This window comes from Nonomuraea glycinis (assembly GCF_035920485.1).
GTDB lineage: Bacteria > Actinomycetota > Actinomycetes > Streptosporangiales > Streptosporangiaceae > Nonomuraea > Nonomuraea glycinis.
The window spans coordinates 7675370-7693084 of record NZ_CP109166.1 but is presented as its reverse complement, the minus strand read 5'-3'; the positions used below and the strand labels follow the sequence as shown (position 1 = coordinate 7693084).

At 69.4% G+C, this 17715-nt stretch carries 15 protein-coding genes and 1 pseudogene; 10 read left to right on the top strand and 6 right to left on the bottom strand.

Going from position 1 to position 17715, the window contains the following annotated elements; all coding sequences use genetic code 11:
- Positions 1–69 precede the first annotated feature (69 nt).
- The gene (locus OHA68_RS36180) at positions 70–771 is read right to left on the bottom strand and encodes a serine hydrolase domain-containing protein (RefSeq protein ID WP_327104255.1); all 702 of its coding nucleotides are present in this window, start codon (positions 769–771) and stop codon (positions 70–72) included.
- Between OHA68_RS36180 and OHA68_RS36175 the strand changes: the two are divergent.
- Positions 750–1160, top strand: a pseudogene (locus OHA68_RS36175) (Tn3 family transposase); the annotation flags it as partial. The gene OHA68_RS36180 and the pseudogene OHA68_RS36175 sit on opposite strands and share 22 nt — an antisense overlap.
- A gap of 78 nt (positions 1161–1238) precedes the next feature.
- On the opposite strand, the gene OHA68_RS36170 reads toward OHA68_RS36175, so the two are convergent.
- Positions 1239–1484: a DUF4277 domain-containing protein gene (locus OHA68_RS36170; protein WP_327104254.1), complete on the bottom strand. Its 246-nt coding sequence runs from the start codon at positions 1482–1484 to the stop codon at positions 1239–1241.
- Positions 1485–1664: 180 nt separating this feature from the next.
- On the opposite strand from OHA68_RS36170, the gene OHA68_RS36165 reads away from it, so the two are divergent.
- The 7 genes from OHA68_RS36165 to OHA68_RS36135 all read left to right on the top strand — a co-directional run bounded on the left by OHA68_RS36165 (position 1665) and on the right by OHA68_RS36135 (position 11869).
- The gene (locus OHA68_RS36165; protein WP_327104253.1) at positions 1665–1892 is read left to right on the top strand and encodes a thiomuracin/GE37468 family thiazolyl RiPP peptide; all 228 of its coding nucleotides are present in this window, start codon (positions 1665–1667) and stop codon (positions 1890–1892) included.
- A gap of 63 nt (positions 1893–1955) precedes the next feature.
- Positions 1956–4469: a lantibiotic dehydratase gene (locus OHA68_RS36160; RefSeq protein WP_327104252.1), complete on the top strand. Its 2514-nt coding sequence runs from the start codon at positions 1956–1958 to the stop codon at positions 4467–4469.
- Positions 4470–4488: 19 nt separating this feature from the next.
- Positions 4489–5325 (top strand): lantibiotic dehydratase C-terminal domain-containing protein, encoded by an 837-nt coding sequence (locus tag OHA68_RS36155; RefSeq protein ID WP_327104251.1) that lies wholly within the window; start codon positions 4489–4491, stop codon positions 5323–5325.
- The gene (locus tag OHA68_RS36150) at positions 5322–6647 is read left to right on the top strand and encodes a SagB/ThcOx family dehydrogenase (RefSeq protein ID WP_327104250.1); all 1326 of its coding nucleotides are present in this window, start codon (positions 5322–5324) and stop codon (positions 6645–6647) included. The genes OHA68_RS36155 and OHA68_RS36150 overlap by 4 nt, the downstream gene beginning before the upstream one ends.
- The gene (locus OHA68_RS36145; RefSeq protein WP_327104249.1) at positions 6644–8308 is read left to right on the top strand and encodes a hypothetical protein; all 1665 of its coding nucleotides are present in this window, start codon (positions 6644–6646) and stop codon (positions 8306–8308) included. The genes OHA68_RS36150 and OHA68_RS36145 overlap by 4 nt, the downstream gene beginning before the upstream one ends.
- A complete protein-coding gene (locus OHA68_RS36140) occupies positions 8301–10208 on the top strand; it encodes a TOMM precursor leader peptide-binding protein (RefSeq protein ID WP_327104248.1) in 1908 nt (635 codons plus the stop codon). The genes OHA68_RS36145 and OHA68_RS36140 overlap by 8 nt, the downstream gene beginning before the upstream one ends.
- Positions 10209–10231: 23 nt before the next feature.
- Positions 10232–11869 (top strand): ABC transporter ATP-binding protein, encoded by a 1638-nt coding sequence (locus OHA68_RS36135; RefSeq protein WP_327104247.1) that lies wholly within the window; start codon positions 10232–10234, stop codon positions 11867–11869.
- Positions 11870–11925: 56 nt separating this feature from the next.
- Here OHA68_RS36135 and OHA68_RS36130 read toward each other — a convergent pair whose 3' ends face one another.
- The gene (locus OHA68_RS36130) at positions 11926–12180 is read right to left on the bottom strand and encodes a hypothetical protein (RefSeq protein ID WP_327104246.1); all 255 of its coding nucleotides are present in this window, start codon (positions 12178–12180) and stop codon (positions 11926–11928) included.
- Positions 12181–12283: 103 nt separating this feature from the next.
- The gene (locus tag OHA68_RS45465; RefSeq protein ID WP_407674383.1) at positions 12284–12895 is read right to left on the bottom strand and encodes a transposase; all 612 of its coding nucleotides are present in this window, start codon (positions 12893–12895) and stop codon (positions 12284–12286) included.
- A gap of 445 nt (positions 12896–13340) precedes the next feature.
- Here OHA68_RS45465 and OHA68_RS36120 point away from each other — a divergent pair, with 445 nt between their 5' ends.
- Positions 13341–14573, top strand: a complete 1233-nt coding sequence (locus OHA68_RS36120; protein WP_327104245.1) for an erythromycin esterase family protein — start codon at positions 13341–13343, stop codon at positions 14571–14573.
- Between the two features lie 235 nt (positions 14574–14808).
- On the opposite strand, the gene OHA68_RS36115 is transcribed toward OHA68_RS36120, so the two are convergent.
- The gene (locus OHA68_RS36115) at positions 14809–15918 is read right to left on the bottom strand and encodes a hypothetical protein (RefSeq protein WP_327104244.1); all 1110 of its coding nucleotides are present in this window, start codon (positions 15916–15918) and stop codon (positions 14809–14811) included.
- A gap of 56 nt (positions 15919–15974) precedes the next feature.
- On the opposite strand from OHA68_RS36115, the gene OHA68_RS36110 reads away from it, so the two are divergent.
- On the top strand, positions 15975–16559 hold the full coding sequence (locus tag OHA68_RS36110; RefSeq protein ID WP_327104243.1) for a recombinase family protein: 585 nt from the start codon (positions 15975–15977) through the stop codon (positions 16557–16559).
- 440 nt (positions 16560–16999) lie between these two features.
- Here OHA68_RS36110 and OHA68_RS36105 read toward each other — a convergent pair whose 3' ends face one another.
- The gene (locus OHA68_RS36105; protein ID WP_327104242.1) at positions 17000–17602 is read right to left on the bottom strand and encodes a hypothetical protein; all 603 of its coding nucleotides are present in this window, start codon (positions 17600–17602) and stop codon (positions 17000–17002) included.
- Positions 17603–17715 lie beyond the last annotated feature (113 nt).

Genomic DNA, 17715 nt, shown 5'->3' with positions numbered 1-17715 from the left:
GAGCCTGCCGGGCGGGTGGGCCTTTAGCGGTGGGTGATCCACCAGATGACCAGAGTGATGAGGGCGGCGCTAACCCGTTATCAGGGTTCTGGCCTTCCTGAGTGGCTCGAAGAGGGCGAGGTCCTGGTTGGTGAGGATGACGATGGTGTAGCCCTTGGTGAGAAACATGTCCAGCTCACTCCAGTAGCCGGGGATGCCGCCGTTGTGGCCGACCACGCGTACGCCGTTGCGCACCTCGTCGCTGAAGCCGTAGGCGTACTTGCTGTCCTTGTTCAGGCCTTGCACCTTGCCCTCCATGACGGTCCGGGTGAGCTTGGCATTGAGCAGCCGGTGTCCCTGCAGGGCCTGGGCGAACTTGAGCATGTCGCCCACGGTGGAGATGGCGCCACCAGCGGGCGACGCCCCGTCGGGCTGGTCGCCGAGGTCGCGTAGCTCGCCCTCCGGTGTGGTGCCGTCCATCACCGGCATGCCGACCCACTGGCCGTTCGTGTCGAACAGTGCGTAGGGATGAGCCATGCGCTTGACCTTGGCGGGCGTCCAGGGGCCGAGGAAGGTGTCGTGCATCCGTGCGGGCGTCAGGATGTGCTTGCGGACGTGGTCGGCGTAGTCGTGCTTGCCCACCTGCTCGATGATCGCGCCCAGGACGATGTAGCCGGCATTGCTGTACTGCATCTTCGTGCCCGGCTCGGACGTCAGCGGCTGCTTGACGATCTCCTTCATCAGGACGTCGACGTCGGTCTGCGGGGACCCCCTATCAGCATATCGACTCACTGTTCGGCGACGAGGCGATCGACTGGACCTTGATCGAGACGCACTGGACGGACTTGCTCCGCACCGCGAACTCCATCCGGGAGAACCGGCTGTCCTCGGTCACCCTGCTGCGCCGGCTGGGCAACCACTCCCGCAAGAACCGGCTCTACCGGGCCTTCCGCGAACTCGGCCGCGCCGTCAGGACGATCACGCTCTTGCGGTATCTGTCGGACCCCGACCTTCGCGAGCAGATCACCCAGGTCACCAACCGCAACGAGTCCTTCCACAACTTCGCCGACTGGCTGATGTTCGGCGGCCAGCTCATCGGCCACAACGACCCCGACTACCAAGAGAAGATCATCGAGTTCAACGAGCTCCTGGCCAACTGCGCGTCAGGGCAGAGTTCGTAACGGTCTCCCCACCACCGTCGTGCCTTGGTGTCCCAGATCCGGTACCCGCCGGGAACGCCCTTGGCCACGTACCGCCTTCTACTCACCAGCGGGCTTCGTGCAGGTCGCTGCGATGTCTTTGAGTGAGTCGATGAGGATCCGGCCGGGGTAGGCGACCAGCGCCTCGATCACCTGCCCGTGCGTGAGCGCGGCTAGATCACGCACCGGACAGGCCTCATCAATGATGTCCCTGATCTTCAAGCGGGAAGAGAAACCCGCTATCACCGGCAACGCCCCGAGCAGCTTCTCCGCCGACGCAGCCCCGAACCGCGCATGTTGTCTCACACGCCAGCAGCCTGCCGCCCACCGAACACACCGCCAAGCCACCGCGCGAAAGATCCTGAACATCCACATGTGCGGAAACCGATCTAGCGGCGTAGCACCGACATACCTCCGATATACCCACCGTTGCTAGCTTCGGCAGCGCATGGACACGCATTCCAGCTAGGCGAAAAAGGGGTATCGATGCCACCCGTTTCCACCCTCGACTTCGATGTTCACGATCTTCCGATGGACGTGTTCGACCTCACCGTCAGCGGGCTGGAGGTGCAGACACTCACGCTCGGACGCGGCTACGACATCGTGGCGTCCTGCACGTTCACCAAGTGCGTCGGACCCAGCGGCTGCGTCTGCGGCTGCGGCAGCATCGACAAGCCGCACGCCGACCCCGATGACGACATAGACGAGGAGTAGCGGACAGCACCGCGGGCCGTGCTGCGCGCAGCACGGCCCGCGTTTCTTCGGGGGAGGTGAAGGATGTTCGCTGCTCCATTGATCCGGTTGGCCGGCCTACCGGCCACCGTCCTGCGAGAACTGCGTTTCCACGAGGTGGGACTGGCCGTGCGTGACCGGATCTCGCTGCGACGGTGGGTGCGGGCCGAGGGCGCGACGCTGAGCGATGAGCTGTACCCGGTGATCGCACGCGCGGCGGCGCACCCAGCGAGGCCGCTGCTCGTCGGCCTGCGGCGGGCCGTCTATCAGGGGCGCAGGCCGACCGCCCGCGAGTGGAGCCCGGCGACGCGGGAACTGCTCGGCCGTGACCTCGCGGACCGGGTGGAACGCTGGGTGGCCGCCTGCGACGAGTGGCGGGATGGTGGACGCGACCTGGACGAACGTGTCGGATCGGAGATGGCGACCCTGGAGAGCCGGTTGCGTGACCTCGTTTCCGCCCCGGTCTTCCGGCGGGCGCTCCTCCAGGCGAGCCCCGATCTGTCGGCGGATCTGGACAAGTGGCTGGCCGACCCGGGCCGTGGTACCCGGCGGCTGGCGCCCGCCCTGGTCAAGTACCTGGTCCGGGCCGCGGCGAAGACCAGCCCCTTCAGCACGTTCATGGTGACGGGACGCGGTACGTGGACGGACGACGACGTGGCGGTCCGTCAGTGCGCCGAAGGTCTGCGCGGCGCGGCGGGCGTCCTCGACCTCGGCCATGTCGCGCGGTCGCAACTGCACGCGGCACTGGTCACGGGCGGACGGCTGCGGCGCGCCATGATCATCCGGGTCAATCCCAGCGTGGTCGGCTCCGGCGACCGGCTGCGCTTCCTGGGTCCTCCTCCGGCGGAGGCGATGGTCACAATCGACGCCACCCCGGCGATCAGCGCCTGCCTGCAACTGATCCCCGACGCCGCGATCACCCTCGGTGAGCTGGCAGGCAAGCTGGAGGCGGCGGGAAACGCCCAGCCCGCCCAGGTCGCGGCCTTCCTGGACCATCTCGTCGAGATCGGACTGCTGCAGCTCATACCGCAGCCGGCCGGGCAGATCACCACACCAGGCGAGGCGGGGCGCTGGTTGCGCTCGCTCAGCGCGGAGTTCGCGCAGGAGGGCGCGCTGCTCCTGGCCGTCGACGAGGCCGTGCGGGCGGCCGTACCGGTCGAGGACGTCGAACTGCATCGGCGGCGGCTGGATGCGGTGGGCCAGGCGATGGGGAGCCTGTCCGGCCACCTGGGGCAGCCGATCACGAGCCAGACCTTCGACACGGCCGTAGCCGGAGAGCCCCTGGCCGAGTGCGGGCGTCTCGCGTGGCAGCCGGTTCTGGCCGACCTGCAGGTCATCCGCCGGTGGCTGGCGCTGTTCAGCTTCGGCCAGGACTTGAAGATCGCGCTCAATGCCTGGTGGGGGCAGCGACCACCGACTCCCTTCCTGTCCTTCTACCACGAGCTCGTGAAGGAGATCGCCGACGGTTCCCCGGCAGGCAAGGAGATCGGCCGGCTGTGGCATTCGTCAGGAGGCAGTCGGGCGAGCGTGTTCGAGCGCATCCATGAACTGCGCACGCTGCGCCAGGACGCGGCCGGCCTGCTGTGGCGCGCGGCCGGACCTGACGGGGTCGTCGCGATCGAGCCCGGTGAGCTGACCCTCGCGGTGGCCGGATACCCGCGCTGGCTGGACGACCTGCACGCGGTGGGGGTGTACGGGCAGCCGCTGGCGGACGAGTCGGGCCCCACGTTCGTGATCAACAACATCTTCACCGGGTACGGCAGGGTCCACAGCCGCCTGGACCACCTGACCGGCGCCCGCACGAAGCCGTGGGCGCAACCGCCCGGCGACTATCCGGTGTTCGCCGCTCTCGGCGGGTCTCTAGGCACCTCGTTGAACGTCAGGGAGCCGTGCGCGCCGTACGAGATCACCTATCCGTGGCACGGCGACGTCCGGCCGGGGACTGATCGGATCGATCTGCACGACCTGTGGGTGGAGCGGGATCCCACTCGCGAACTCCTGCGGTTGCGGTCGGGAAGGCTCGACCGGCTGGTCCGGCCGCTGCATCTCGGCAACAGCGCCCTCTGGACCCTGCCGCGCGCGGCGCAGCTGCTCGTTCGGGCGTTCGGCGAGGAGCCGCCCGAGGCCGTCATGGACATCGCGCCGCGTGGGCAGCGCAGGTCCGGGCCCGAGGTGACGGTGATCCCGCGGGCGCGGGTGGGGCGGGTCGTGGTGCGCCGGGCGAGCCGTCACATGACGCCGGCGAACATCCCGGCGCGGCGCGCGAACGAGCCGATGGCCGAATACCTCCTCCGGCTGACCGCGTGGCGGCTGGAAGCGGGCATCCCGGAGACGTGCTTCGTCAGAGGCTTGGCCAGCGGGCGTTCCTACGAGAACAAGCCGCTGTACCTGGATTTCGCCAACCCCTTTCTCCTCCACGCCTTCAACGAGTTGCTGCGACAGCCGAACAAGGTGGTCTCCTTCGAGGAGGCACTGCCCGATCCGATGCGGGCACCCGAGAACCACGGCGGTGAGCACGTCATGGAGATGGTGATCGATGTCGCGGCGTGGGGCGATTGACGTGGGCCACCACGAGTGGGTGAGCGCGCATCTCTTCTACCACGGCGACCAGGATCCCCTGATCGTCCGGCTGATTCCCGCGATCGTGGCGGAGCTGGCGGACGGGGGCGACCGCCCGGACGTCTTCTTCCTGCGCTACTGGGAGGCCGGTCCGCACGTACGCCTGCGCGTGAGAGCCGAGCCGGCGGAGCACGACCGGGTACGGCGCGTCATCGAGACCAGGAGCCGCGCCTTCTTCCGCGCCTGCCCCTCCGCCGTCGCCGTGCGCCAGGAGGAGTACGAGACGAGGGCCGCTCTGCTGGCACGCGGGGAAGGGATGGCGGGCTTCGCCCGCGAACTGGCGCAGAACAACTCCGTGTCGTTCATTCCCTACCGCAGGGAGAACCGGCGCTACGGGCGGGTCGCGATGGGGGCGGTGGAGAAGCACTTCGTGGACTCCAGCAGGATCGTCCTGTCCATGCTCACGGCAGGAGTCACGCCCGAGCAGCGGGTGACCGCCGTCGTGGCGATGTACCTCATCGTCTTGCTGCGGCTGGGGGCCGGTGCGCTGCCGCGGGGGGATCACGCCGATCTTTTCGCGCGGCAACGCGACGTCCTGCTCCCCTTGGGGCGGCGCATGCGGGCGCTGGTCGAGCGGACGGATCGGCTGCCGCCGGGCGACGGCCTGGCGGGCTGGGCGCAGACCATGGCGGGCCTGCAGAAGGAGCTGGAGCCCCGGCGGCAGCCGGCGGTGATGACGACGTGCGCGCACCTCGCGGCCAACCGGCTGGGGGTCGATCTGCTCACCGAGCAGTACGCCGCCGCCCTGGCCGCGCGGACCGTGCTGGACCTTGGCGAGGAAGAGATATCGAAATGACATCGCAGATCGAGGAACGCGTCCGGATCCGGCCGGGTGTCTCGGGTGGCGTCACACCTGACCGCTGTTACTACCTGCTCAGCGGGCCGTACAGCACGGCGCTGGGTCGTCTGAGCACGGCGCAGCAGGCGCTGCTGCACCGGCTGGCCAGGGAGCCGGTCCCGGCGCAGGAACTGGTGGAGCAGGACCTGAGCCTGCTGCAGCGCGAGGGGTGGCTCCAGGCGACCGTGACCTGGTCGGGAACGGACGTCTACACCGTGGAGCCGGAAGGACCGCAGCACCCGATCGCGGGTGAGATGCCCGAGGACCTGGTGCTGTCGCGGTACGCGGTGGCCCGCAGAGACGGGAGCGCCATGGTCCTGGAGTCCCCGCGCTCATGGTGCCGCGTGCGGCTGCACGACTCGCGCGCCCTGGCCTGGCTCGGGCTGCCGCGGCCGGCCGACGACGACGTCCCGGCCTTGCGCCGGTTCCGCCGCGACCTGTGGGCCGGTGGACTGGCGGTCGCCCGGGCCGGCGACGAGGACGACCGGTCGCCGACTTGGCGACCCCACGAGCTGTGGTTCCACCGACGCAGCCGCAGGCCGTTGCCCGGAGTCCCGTACGGCAAGGGCGACTGGGCCGCAGGGAGGCCGGTCCCGCACGCGGCGCTCCGTGAGCCGTTCGACGGCGAGGTCGTCGAGCTTGCCCGACCCGATCTGAGCCGCGTACGCGCCGGCGACCCCGGGCTGACCACCGTGCTGGAGCAACGGCGCTCGCTGTGCAGGTACGACGCGTCGAACCCGATGACTGCGGCGGAACTCGGGGAGTTCCTCTACCGCTGCTCGCGCAACCGGGATGTCTTCCGCGCCGGCGGCGCCGACTATGTGCGCCGGCCGTATCCCAGTGGCGGAGCCCTGTACGAACTGGAGATCTACCCGGTGATCCGGCAGGTCCACGGGCTGGAGCAGGGGCTGCATCACTACGATCCGCAGCGCCACCGGTTGGAGAGGATTTGCGGGGTCACCCCCGAGGTGCGGCGGCTCCTGCGCACCGCCGCCGCGTCGACGGGGCACGAGGAGCCGCAGGTGCTCCTGGTGATCGCGGCACGGTTCGGACGCGTCATGTGGAACTACCAGTCCATGGCGTACTCACTGATCATGAAGAACGTCGGCGTCCTCTTCCAGACGATGTACCTGGTGGCGACCGCCATGCAGCTGGCGCCCTGCGCGCTCGGCGGCGGCGACTCCACCGCCTTCGCGGCGGCCACCGGCCTGGACGAGATGGACGAGGGCTCGGTGGGCGAGTTCGCGCTCGGATCCCTCCCGCGGGGAGCGGCGCGATGAGGCTGTGGATGCGTGACGACGTCTACCTGGCCCTGACTGGCGACGGCCTGCGCGTACTCACGCATCGAGGGCTGGCGCGGATCGATGGGGCTGCGATCGCGGGCTGGGTCGACCGGCTCGCGCCGTTCCTCGACGGCAGGTACACGATCGGGGACCTGACCGCCGGGATGCCGCCCGACCGGGAGAAGGCGGTGAGGCGAGTCGTCGAGCTCCTGCGGACCTGCGACGCCCTCGAAGAGGACCGGGATGACAGCTACGCCGGCCGCGCCGCGGTGGTGGCGGGCGTGGAGCCGATGCTGGGACAACTGGTCAGGGCGGCTTCGTCGTCCGGATTGCGGGACATCACGGTACTGGACCTCTCCTCCGCCGCGGTGACCGATCTCCCCGCGGGCACCGACCTGGTGTTCTACGCGGGCGACGGGCCGGCCGCCCTGCCGCTGGAGCACGCCTGCGCGGAGCGCGCGATCCCCCTCGCCCTGATGGTCGTCACGGGCGAGGCCACCTGGCTGCTGCCGCCCGCGGCGCCGGGATGGGACGACGCGAGGCGCCGGATGGGCGTCACGGCTGGGCAGGGCGGAACCGCGCCGCCGGGAGCGGCAGCGAGCCTGGTCCAGACCGCCTACCGGGAGCTGACCGGCGCCGTCCCGCCCGCCGAACGCGGCCTCCTGGTCAGGATCGAGCAGGGGACGTGGCGGCGCACGCGCCACTCTTGCCTGCCCCACCCCTTGACACGCCCGGCGTCCCCGCGTTCCCGCGAGGAGTTCCTCCGGCGCGTGCGTGATCTCCTGGCCGGCGAACGTCTCGACCAGGAGTCATTCCTGCGCAGGATCGCCCCGTGCGTCGACGAGCGCCTGGGCGTTGTCAGGTTTGCCGAGGCAGACGCGCCCCAAGTGCTGATGAACCTGTGCCGGGCCGTATCGCCGGACGGGGAGGCGGTGATCGGCGCCGGATTCGGCCACGAGGCGGCGCACCGCGACGCCGCCTGCCGCGCGCTGGCCGCCTACGGAGCGCGCACGGTGGATCCGCGGAGGCTGGTCGGATCCGACGTCTGGGCGCACGAGATCGACCGCCCGGACCGGGCGCGACTGGTACCGGCCGCCGATGTCTTCGGGAGCGGAGGCGCCGGGCTCGCGACCGGGGATAGCTGGGAGCACGCCCTCGGCAAGGGACTGGCCGGCCGGTGCCTGCAGATGATCATCGCCGGTCTCGCCGCGCGCTCCGCGCCTTTTCCGCGGATCGACCTCACCGCCGTCGACCTGCGCCAGGAAGGGCGCAGATGCCGCGAGGTGCTCTCCCGCCTCGACGAACTGCCCGACGTGTACGACCTCACCGGCCCGCTGGGCATCCCGGCCTTCGCGTACTGCGCCGGCGAGGTCACGATCGGCTACTTCGCCGACCTGGACCCGGCCGAGGCGCTGGGAGAAGGACTGAGGTCCACGCTCGTGCACCTGCAATCCCCCCGGTACGGCCAGGCGGAACCGCTGCCCGCCCGGTTGCGCGGCCCATGGCGGCGGACTCCGGCCCCGGCAGGAGACCTCGCGACGGCGGCCTCGCGGCTACGCGCCGGCGGCCGGGTGGCGCTGGCCGTGCCCCTCGATCATGATCCGGAAGTGGCCGCGATCATGCCCTATCTGACTCGGGTGGTGGTGGCTGATGCGTGAGGTGGCGCTGATCGGGCACGGGCTGATGCACGACGCCATCGCCGGTCGGCTGGCGGCCGACTGGCAGGTCGGCCGCCATGACACGGCGGCGCAGATGCCCGGCGGGCCGCACCTGCTGATCGCGGCCGACGACAGCTGGAACACCGCTCGCACGGCGGAGGCCCGAGCGGCCTCCACCAAGCTCGCGGTGCCGTGGCTACGCGTCCGCGCGGAGCTCGGCCAGGTGGTGATCGGCCCCCTGGAGACCCCGGGTGAGGCGGGCTGCGTGTCCTGCGCCGAGCGGCGACGGCGCCTCGTCCGTACCGACCAGGAGGGGCACCGCGCCATCTGGCGCAGGCACGGCAGGGTCCTGCGCGGACGCCCGTCGTCCTGGCTCACCCCGCTCGCCGCCACGCAGGTGGCCGAAATCGTCGCGGCCCTGCTGGCGGAAGGGGACGCTTCCCGGACGCGCAGGGCCCTGATGACGGTGAATCTGGAGCGCCTGGACGTCGGCGTTCATCCGTTCCTGCCGGACGCGCTCTGCGACACCTGCGGTGACGCGCCGCAGGACACCGCCCAACTGGCGGACCTGGTCCTGGAACCCCGGCAGATGCAGCGCGCAGGGAGCTTCCGTACGCGGGAGGTCACCGAGGACCTGGAAGAGCTGTACGTGGACCAGGAATGCGGGCTGATCGGCTCGATCTCGGAATGGACGGCAGGTGTCCTGGCCGTCGCGTCGGCCAGAGTGGGCGGGCGCGGCGGCGGCGAGGTCATGGGCTACGGGCGCGCCGAGACGCGCACCGCCGGCAGGCGCATCGCCGTGCTGGAAGGACTCGAGAGGTACGGTGGCGCCCAGGGCGCGCGCAGGCCGGCGGTGCGCGCGAGCTTCGCCGAGGTCGCCGGGCACGCGCTCGATCCGCGGACCCTGGGCCTCTACCCGCCGGAACGGTACCGCCTGCCCGGCTTCCTGTACCGGCCGTTCGACGTGAATGAGACCTACACCTGGGTGTGGGGCTACTCCTTCGCGCGGAAGGAGCCGATCCTGGTGCCGCAGTCCTGCGCCTATTACCAGAACGGGCACGAGCTGGTCTACGAGATCTCCAATGGCTGCGCCCTCGGCGGCTCCCTCGAAGAGGCCGTCCTGCACGGCGTCCTGGAGGTCGCCGAGCGCGACGCCTTCCTGCTGACCTGGTACTGCAGGATACCCGCGCCGCGCATCGAGACGGCCGGGGTGTCCGATCGCCGGCTGCTGTGGCAACTCGCGTCCGTGGAGGCGGAGACCGGGTACGACGTGTTCTTCCACGACATCAGCGTGGAGCAGCGGATCCCCTGCGTGTGGGCCATCGCCGTCAACCCGCGCGACGACGGCCGGGCGGCGACGATCTCCGCGGCCGGGTCCAGCCCCGACCCGGAACGCGCCATGGCCAACGCCCTCTCCGAGGTCGCCTCGAGCATCGCTCCCGTGGGCGAGAAGTACGCAGAGCACCGTGAACGGGCGCGGCAGATGCTGGCCGACCCCGGGCTCGTCAAGGAGATGGATGACCACTCCCTGCTGTACGCGCATCCGGACGCCGCGCGGCGGCTCGACTTCCTCACCGGGGCGCCCGGCCGTCGCAGGCCGGCCGACCTGGGAGCCGTCACCGGTACGGATCTGACGGGCGTGCTCACCGAGATGGTCAAGCGCTATCTGGACACCGGGCTCGACGTGATCGTGGTCGACCAGACCGGCTCCGAGCACCGGGCGGGCGGGTTCACCTGTGTGAAGGTGCTGATTCCCGGCACCCTGTCGATGACCTTCGGGCACGACCACCGCCGTCTCGACGATCTCCCCCGGCTCCTGACCGTGCCGCGGCTGCTCGGTCATCGCGACCGGGACCTGGCGCCGGAAGAGCTCACCTCCGACCCCCACCCCTTCCTATGACGGCCACCGCCGTACTCCGGCGCATGCTCACCTGGTTCCGCCCGCATCGGTGGCAGGTGGTGGCCTCGCTGATCATCGTGGTGATCACCGTGCCCCTGGGAGTGGCCAACCCGCTGCTGACCCGCATGGTCATCGATCAGGGGCTGCTCAACGGCGACGTCGGGCTGCTCACGCTGCTGTGCGTACTCATGGTCGTCCTGGGAGTCACGAGCAGCGTTCTGGACGTCGGCAACGTGGCGCTCACCAACATCGTCGGCCAGCGGGTGACGACCAGCCTGCGCGCCACCGTGTACGGCCGCGCCCAATCGCAGGAACTGGCCTTCTACACCGAGGAGAGCACCTCGGAGGTGCAGGCCCGGTTGGTCAGCGACATCGAGGGGATCGACCGGTTCGTCACCGGCACCATCCACCAGGCGCTGGGCTCCCTCACCGCGCTGGTCGCCTCGGGTATCGCGATGCTGATGCTGAGCTGGCAACTGGCCCTGCTCTCCTTCTCCCTGGCGTACGTGCTGGCGCTGCTCAACCATCGCTTCGCCAAGCGGCGCCAGGACCTGGCCAGGCAACGGCAGCGCCACGTCACCTCACTGCTGCGTTTCGCCGCCGAGGATCTCAGCCTGGGCGGGGTGATCCTGGGCCGGACGCTGCGTCGTTCCGGCCGGCAGCTCGAACGGTTCGTCGAGGTGTGCAGGCAACTGGGTGAGATCACGGTGCGGCAGCGAGTCGTGGGCGCCACCGCCTATGTGATCATCGGCGCGTCGTTCGCGTGCGTGCCGCCCCTGGTGTACTGGGTGTCCGGTACGGCGGTCTCCGGACTGAGTACAGGGACCGTGATCGTCATGGTGATCCTGCAGACGCAGTTGTCCCAGCCCATCCAATCCCTTCTGCAATTATCCAGTGGCCTGCACGTCTCGCTGGCCAAGTTCGAGCGCGTCATCCAATACCTCGACCTGCCGGAGCCGCTGCCGATCGACGAGGGCCGCGCTCCCGTGCCGGGGGCCGGGATCAGCCTGACCCTGCGCGGGGTGGGCCACCGGTACGGCGACGGGCGGGACGTGCTCGGTGGCATCGACCTGGACCTGCCCGCAGGATCGGTCACCGTGGTCCGGGGACGCACCGGGTCGGGCAAGAGCACGCTGGGGTTGATCATCGCCGGCCTCCTGCGCCCGGCCACCGGAACCGTTCAGCTTGACGGCGCCGGCGACGCGGAGTTGCGCGACGTGGTGACGATCATTCCGCAGCACACCACCCTGTTCGACGCGTCGATACGGGAGAACCTGATGTTCGCCCGCGAGGCCGTGACCGAGGAGGACATCCATCGGGTGCTCGCCGCCGTCCGGCTGGACGACCTGGTGTCCCACCTTCCGCACGGCCTCGACACTCCAATCGGCGTGGAGGGACTCCAGCTGTCGGGCGGTGAGCGTCAGCGGCTGGCGGTGGCCAGGGCGCTGCTGGCCGACTGGCAGGTGCTCGTCGTCGACGAGGTCACCAGCGCCCTCGACGGCGTCACCTCGGACGAGGTGTACGACGCCCTGCGAGTTTATTGTGCGGGGAAGACCCTGGTGATCATCGCGCACCGGCTTCCACGCATCGACCCGACAGACCAGGTGGTGCTGGTGGACCGGGGCGCCGGGACCGTTACCCCGGGGTCGCGCGCGGGCTAGGGAGGCGGCGTGGTCATATTAGGCCGGAAATTAGCGCTAAGCACGAACACGCAGGGTCAGCGAGGAGATTCACGGAGAGCGAGGCGGTTCTTCGCGAGAAGCTTGCCGAGGGCGTTGCGGAGTTGGTTGATGCGTTCCTGGGCGTCATGACCGTGGATGCCGATGGTGATGGTGGATTCGGTCGTGTGATAGGTGGTGAGGCGGTCTTCGGTGGCGCTGCGTATGGCGGCGTGGATCTGTCCTCGGAGCCGGATCGCGGCCCGAGAGTTGTCGGTGTGGTCCAGGCCGTCGATGGTGAGGTAGCAGAGCAACGGGCCGGGGTCGGTGAGCGGGCCCTGCGGTAGGCCCGCCTCGACGCGTCGGCGGATCTCAGCCCGGTCGACGGTGAGGTGGCGGAGGGCTGCCTGTAGACGCTCAACTGATAACCCTTGAGTTCAGCTGGGCTTCTTGGGTCTCCCTAGCCCCAGGACCTGGGCTTCTGGGCTGGCGCTCCGACTTCTCCAGGTATTGATGAGATTTCAGAGGCTGCTGACGAAGACTTAAGTGCTCGTGGGGATGGGGCCGTAGAGGGCGGGTCCGATCTTGCGGATGTAGCCCTGGTGGGACCACTGGGAGAGCTTGACGCGGAAGCTGTTGACGTTGTCGATCCCGAGGATGGCGGCCAGTTCGCTGCCTCGCCAGGCGCGCCAGGGCTGGGCCGCGAGAAGTTCCAGGATCTTGCCGCGTCGGTCGGGGCTGGTCAGCTCCGGTAGTGGCGGCGGGTCTCCCCAGCGTCCGTGAGCCGGCCCGCCTGTCAGTTCGCGGGCCAGGCGGGGCCAGCAACGAGTGGGCGCCGTCGCGGTCCTGAACCGCCGCAGAGGTGACGAGCACGCACAACACGAGCCCGAGCGTGTCGGTGGCGATGTGCCGCTTCTGCCCCTTGATCTTCTTCCCGGAGTCGTAGCCGCAGGCCGCGGCCCCGACGGTCTCGGCGGCCTTGACCGTCCGGTCGATCGACGCCACCCGAACCTCCGAAATCGCCACCAACCAGCGCGAACCCCCAGGAGTCTAACGATCAGTGATCAAGAGCGCGGCCCATTTCTGCCGTATTCCGGTGGCACCCCCAGTACGGGTGCGTCACGAACACGGCCGCATCAATGATCTTGCCGCCCAGGTAATCGTTGGAGCCCACGTTCACCTTGAAGTCGGCCGGATTCCGGCCTACGACGGAAGGAGCCGGTTTCACCCTGGCTTCACGAAGTCGTGGGAGACCGGGCGGGGAGACAGGCGCCGAGGCCCCTCACGCCGGCCGAAACAGCCGGCGAGCCGGCCGACGAGTCCGTCTCACCGCGAGTTGAGCCGACACCCCCTGCGACTACGCCGCTCGGTGTAGTCGGCAATGGTTCGCCTATCGGATGTCCCCGGCCCGCGGTGGGAGGAACTCTTGGTTCACTGCCTCTCTCGAAACGGAGCCCTCATGTTGCATCTACTCATGGCAGGCGTCTTGGCCGCCACGCCTGTCGCCGACCCTCAGGTGATCGACTGGATCGAGCAGAACGCCCGGCAGGAGATCACCAAGGAGTCGATCGGCGAGGCCACCATCGTCGGCCTGGGCGAGTCCGCCCACAGCACGCACGAGGAGGCCGTGATCAAGTTCGGCCTCCTGAGATACCTGGTGGAGGAGCTGGGGTTCCGGTCGATCGCCTGGGAGGAGGACTGGACGACGAGCGTACGGGTCAACCGCTACGTCCTCACCGGCAAGGGCGACCTCGACGCGCTCATGGGCGAACTGACGACGACGTGGCGCACCCGCGAGGTGCGCGACGTACTGGCCTGGCTGCGGTCCTACAACGCGGATCACCCCGGCCGCAAGGTGAAGTTCGTCGGCGTGGAGTACTACGCCACCCGCTCCCTGGCTCACGACGCCGTCTCCTCGTACGTGGCCAAGGCCGCCCCGTGGCGGCTGCGCGAGGTGCGGCGCCACCTGAAGTTCATCGCGCCTCGCCACGAGAACACCCAGGCCAACCTGGACTGGTACCGCAACGAGCCCAACAAGCGGCCCTTCATCAGCCACGCCCGCGCGGTGTACAAGCTGGTCGAACGGCTGCCCAAGAACGACGACCAGCAATTGGCCCTGCACAACGCTCGCCAGATCCTGTCCTGGTACGAGGCTTTCAACCTGCCGTTCGCGGACCTCTACGCCTACCGCGACGCCCGCGCGGCCGAGAACCTGCGCTGGTGGCAACGCCGCACCGGCGACAAGGTGGCCTACTGGGCGTCGACCGCGCACACCGCCAACGCGCCCGGCCTGCGGCTGACGCTCGGCGGCCCGCCGCTCGTCTTCGACAACGCCGGCTCCTACCTGCGCCGCTGGTACGGCGAGCGCTACCGCTCGATCACCGTGCTGTTCGACCAAGGGACCCTGGGCACGGGCTCCGGCTGCGGCGTCTCCCCCGCGCCGGTGCCGCGGCCGGACGCGGGCTTCGCCAACCGCGTCTTCGGCGACGCCTTCGCCGGCAACGGCCCCGCCCAGTACGTCGTGGACCTGCGGGGCGAGGCGCCGGAGGCCGTGAGCGCATGGTTGCGCGCGCCGGCGAAGGTGCGCGGTTACGCGGGCTACAACCCGGCGTTCGCGCAAAAGTCGTACATGGAGGGCGGGTCGCTGGCGCAGTGGTTCGACGTGGTCGTCCACCGGCAGGTGGTCACCCCCTGCAAGCCGCTCTAGGGTCGGCGACGGCAAGGCCGCCGGGGCCAGGTGATGGCCCCGGCGGCGGATCGAGTTTCGCGAGTCGCGGCGTCCGGCAGGACGGCGGCAATGGCACAGGACAATGACCGGACATTTCACGGCGCCCCGGCATTTCCCGTCGGCCTCGATACGATCGCATCAATGAATGTGATTTATTAGCCACCCATGAGAATTCGACGAACTATCGCGTCGCGTTGCTTGGACCGTCGGTGGCTCAGCCGTCAAAATTGGTCCAGGGGATTCCGAGCTGCCCCAGCGGCCGCAGAACGCTGCGATGTACCGCGCCGACCCACACTGAGGTGTTCCCGTGCCACTGGTCCGTCGTCTCGGCGATCACGCCGGGTGCGACGTAGAAGTGTGTGGAGTCGTTCGGCCAGCGCCAGGGCTCCCACGGCACCGGAGTCAGCGCGGCTGCCAGCGTGCCGACGTACTCGGCGGCCACATCGCTGCGCAGGGCCTTGTAGGGGGCGTTCATCATGGCCTCATACAGGGCGAACTGGAGCAGGAAGCCGCTCATCGGCTGGTGCTCGCGGCGCGGCTCGTACCCGTCCTGGTCGATCCATACCTCAGGGTCGGGGCGCGATGGATCGAACAGCCAGGTGAATCCGCCCTGGTTCTCGTCTCCGAAGGCGATCAGGCCGTCGTCCGCCTCCCGCCACGCGTGTGGGGGCCGCAGCCGGTTCTGAACGCCGAGCAGTGCGGGCCGGTGTCGGGCCAGCCGATAGAACACAGCAAGCGGTTCGGGAACATCCCATGGGGCCGCGGCGAAGTCGCCGAGGTCCTGGTCAGTCTCAGGGATCCAGCCCTCGACGAACCGCGTCAGCGCTTCGAGCGGGCTGGCGGTCATAAGCGTGAGCCAGTCCAGGTTCGGCAATGTCTCGGGTTCGGCAGGCGGCCTGACCCGGTCCAGGAGCTCCGGGGTCAGTTCCGGCTCTATCGTCAGGGCGGCGTAGTCCAGACACCCGTTCGTGTATCTTGCCTGCCCGGGCTTGCCGACTCCCAGGTATACGCAGCCTTCCGGCAGTCGGGCCAGCAGGTGAACTGGCCACGCCTCCGGGCGTCGGGTCCAGCTCCATCCGGGAGAGTTCGGGGGATGTCCGAACAGGCGGATGCCAACGTCGTCGACGAATGGTCCGTGAAGGTGGAACCGGCGGCTGTTCCACACGCCGCTCACGTCGAGCCCGTCCCGCGGGTCCGCGATGATCACCGTTGCAGCGTCGCCGAGCAGGACGGTAGCGCCGTCGGTCTCGCAGCCGATGACGTTGTCGCCGGCCAGGCGTATCGCGGCGCTCTCGGTGAGGAGATCATTCGGGTTCAGGGGCACGCGACGGACCTTACCGCCGTTACGGATCGTCCCGCTGACGAGACCAGAAGAGTCCGATGCCGGATTCTCTGACACATGTCGGCTGGGATCTGAGCGTCAGTTCGGCCGACCAGAACACCGTCCGGCAACTCGACGCCCTCCAGGCCGAACGCATGTTCACCGACCACGCCTCCGGCAAGGACGCCGCCCCACCCCGCCTGGAGGAGATGTTCGCCTTCGTACGCGAGGGCGACACCCTGCGCGTGCACTCGATGGACCGCCTCGCCCGCAACCTCGACGACCTCCGCCGCATCGTCCGCACCCTGACCGGCAAGGGCGTCCGCGTGGAGTTCGCCAAGGAGAACCTCGCCTTCACCGGCGAGGACAACCCCATGGCCACCCTGCTGCTGTCGGTCATGGGCGCGTTCGCCGAGTTCGAGCGCGCCCTGATTCTCGAACGCCAACGTGAGGGCATCGCCGTGGCCAAGGCCCGCGGCGCCTACACCGGCCGCAAACCCGCTCTCACCCCCGAGCAATCTCACGCCTCGCGCGAACGCGCAGCCGCCGGCGAACCCAAGTCCGCGCTGGCCAGAGAGTTCGGCATCAGCCGCGAGACCGTCTACACCTATCTGCGCGCCGTCCCCGCCCCGACCCCATCATGACGCCGTAACCCATCGTCTTCCGGCAGCCCGCGCTCACCGTGCGACCCGCCGCCGGTCCTATGGCGGCTGGTGACACGTTCGTTAACGGCACCCCTACATGACGCACACGGTGCGCCGGTTCGGCAACTGGGTGATCAACCTGACGCCGCCGGAGCAGGCGCCGACCACGCGCTTGGATCTGGAGCCGCGGGTGCTGTTTCCCGCCGGCCCGGTCTGAACGTCTGCCCCCTCGGTCCGGCTTGGCGCAGGTGGCCGGCCCCAGAGAAGGCGAGACGTGTCGCCGGTTCGCCTGCGAGCGCCCCACTGGGTGCGGCGCTGGCGAGGCGCTACGCCGGAATTCAGATCACGGAGCCGCGGTGGACCATGAAGAGCTGCTCGGTGGAGGCCTCGGCGGCGGTGGCCTGGCGGGCGTTGGCGAACGCACCCGGCGGCGCGCGGTGTCAGCTGACCGGGTCCCGCAGAATGGTGCGTAGATGCTCCTGAGGGGTGGTGGCGGTGAAGGGGTCCAGGTGGATCTCGTGGTGCGCGCCGGCGCGTCGCAGGCCACGCGCCGACGTGAAGGCGCCGAGCCGCGCGAGTGTGCCGAACTCGTCGGCGAAGGGGCCATGGTGCATGACCTGCACGACCAGTTGTTCGGGCAGGGTGAAGAGCGTCACCTCGTCGTCGGCCGAGGGGTCCGCGCGTCGGACGGAGGCGAGATCGGTGGTAGTGGTTTCATCGCTGACGCGTGCCAGCACGCGGTATTCGAGTGTGTCGATGGGGTTGACGCTGTAGAAATCGGCGATCTCGACGGGGACGGCGTCGGCGGGGTACCGGTAGAGGATCTCGACGACGTTCGCGGAGTCGTGCGGCTGCAGGGCGGGTGGGAGGGCGGCGGCGATGGCCGCGACGAGCGCCTTCTTGCGGTAGAAGGTGTCGGTGCCCGGACGCCCTTTCCCGGTGGTGGAGATGAAGGTGGCGCGCGGTGCCCGCACGAGCTCGGGAGTATCGGCGGCGTGCAGGTGCGCTGTCACCGGAATAGCGGTATTGCTGGTGGTGTCCATGGGTCCTCCTGATGTGATGGAAAGGCTTCAACGCCTGCGGCTTTCGCCGCCGTCGATGACGAGTTCGGCTCCCGTGACGAAGCCCGCGCGATCGGTGGCCAGGAAGAGCGCCG

Bases quoted from the DNA above. Each gene is read 5' to 3' on its own strand.
- OHA68_RS36135 (WP_327104247.1), top strand. From the start codon at position 10,232: ATGCTCACCTGGTTCCGCCCGCATCGGTGGCAGGTGGTGGCCTCGCTG.
- OHA68_RS36145 (WP_327104249.1), top strand. From the start codon at position 6,644: ATGAGGCTGTGGATGCGTGACGACGTCTACCTGGCCCTGACTGGCGAC.
- OHA68_RS36165 (WP_327104253.1), top strand. From the start codon at position 1,665: ATGCCACCCGTTTCCACCCTCGACTTCGATGTTCACGATCTTCCGATG.
- OHA68_RS36110 (WP_327104243.1), top strand. From the start codon at position 15,975: ATGCCGGATTCTCTGACACATGTCGGCTGGGATCTGAGCGTCAGTTCG.
- OHA68_RS36105 (WP_327104242.1), bottom strand. From the start codon at position 17,602: ATGGACACCACCAGCAATACCGCTATTCCGGTGACAGCGCACCTGCAC.
- OHA68_RS36120 (WP_327104245.1), top strand. From the start codon at position 13,341: ATGGCAGGCGTCTTGGCCGCCACGCCTGTCGCCGACCCTCAGGTGATC.
- OHA68_RS36160 (WP_327104252.1), top strand. From the start codon at position 1,956: ATGTTCGCTGCTCCATTGATCCGGTTGGCCGGCCTACCGGCCACCGTC.
- OHA68_RS36140 (WP_327104248.1), top strand. From the start codon at position 8,301: ATGCGTGAGGTGGCGCTGATCGGGCACGGGCTGATGCACGACGCCATC.
- OHA68_RS36150 (WP_327104250.1), top strand. From the start codon at position 5,322: ATGACATCGCAGATCGAGGAACGCGTCCGGATCCGGCCGGGTGTCTCG.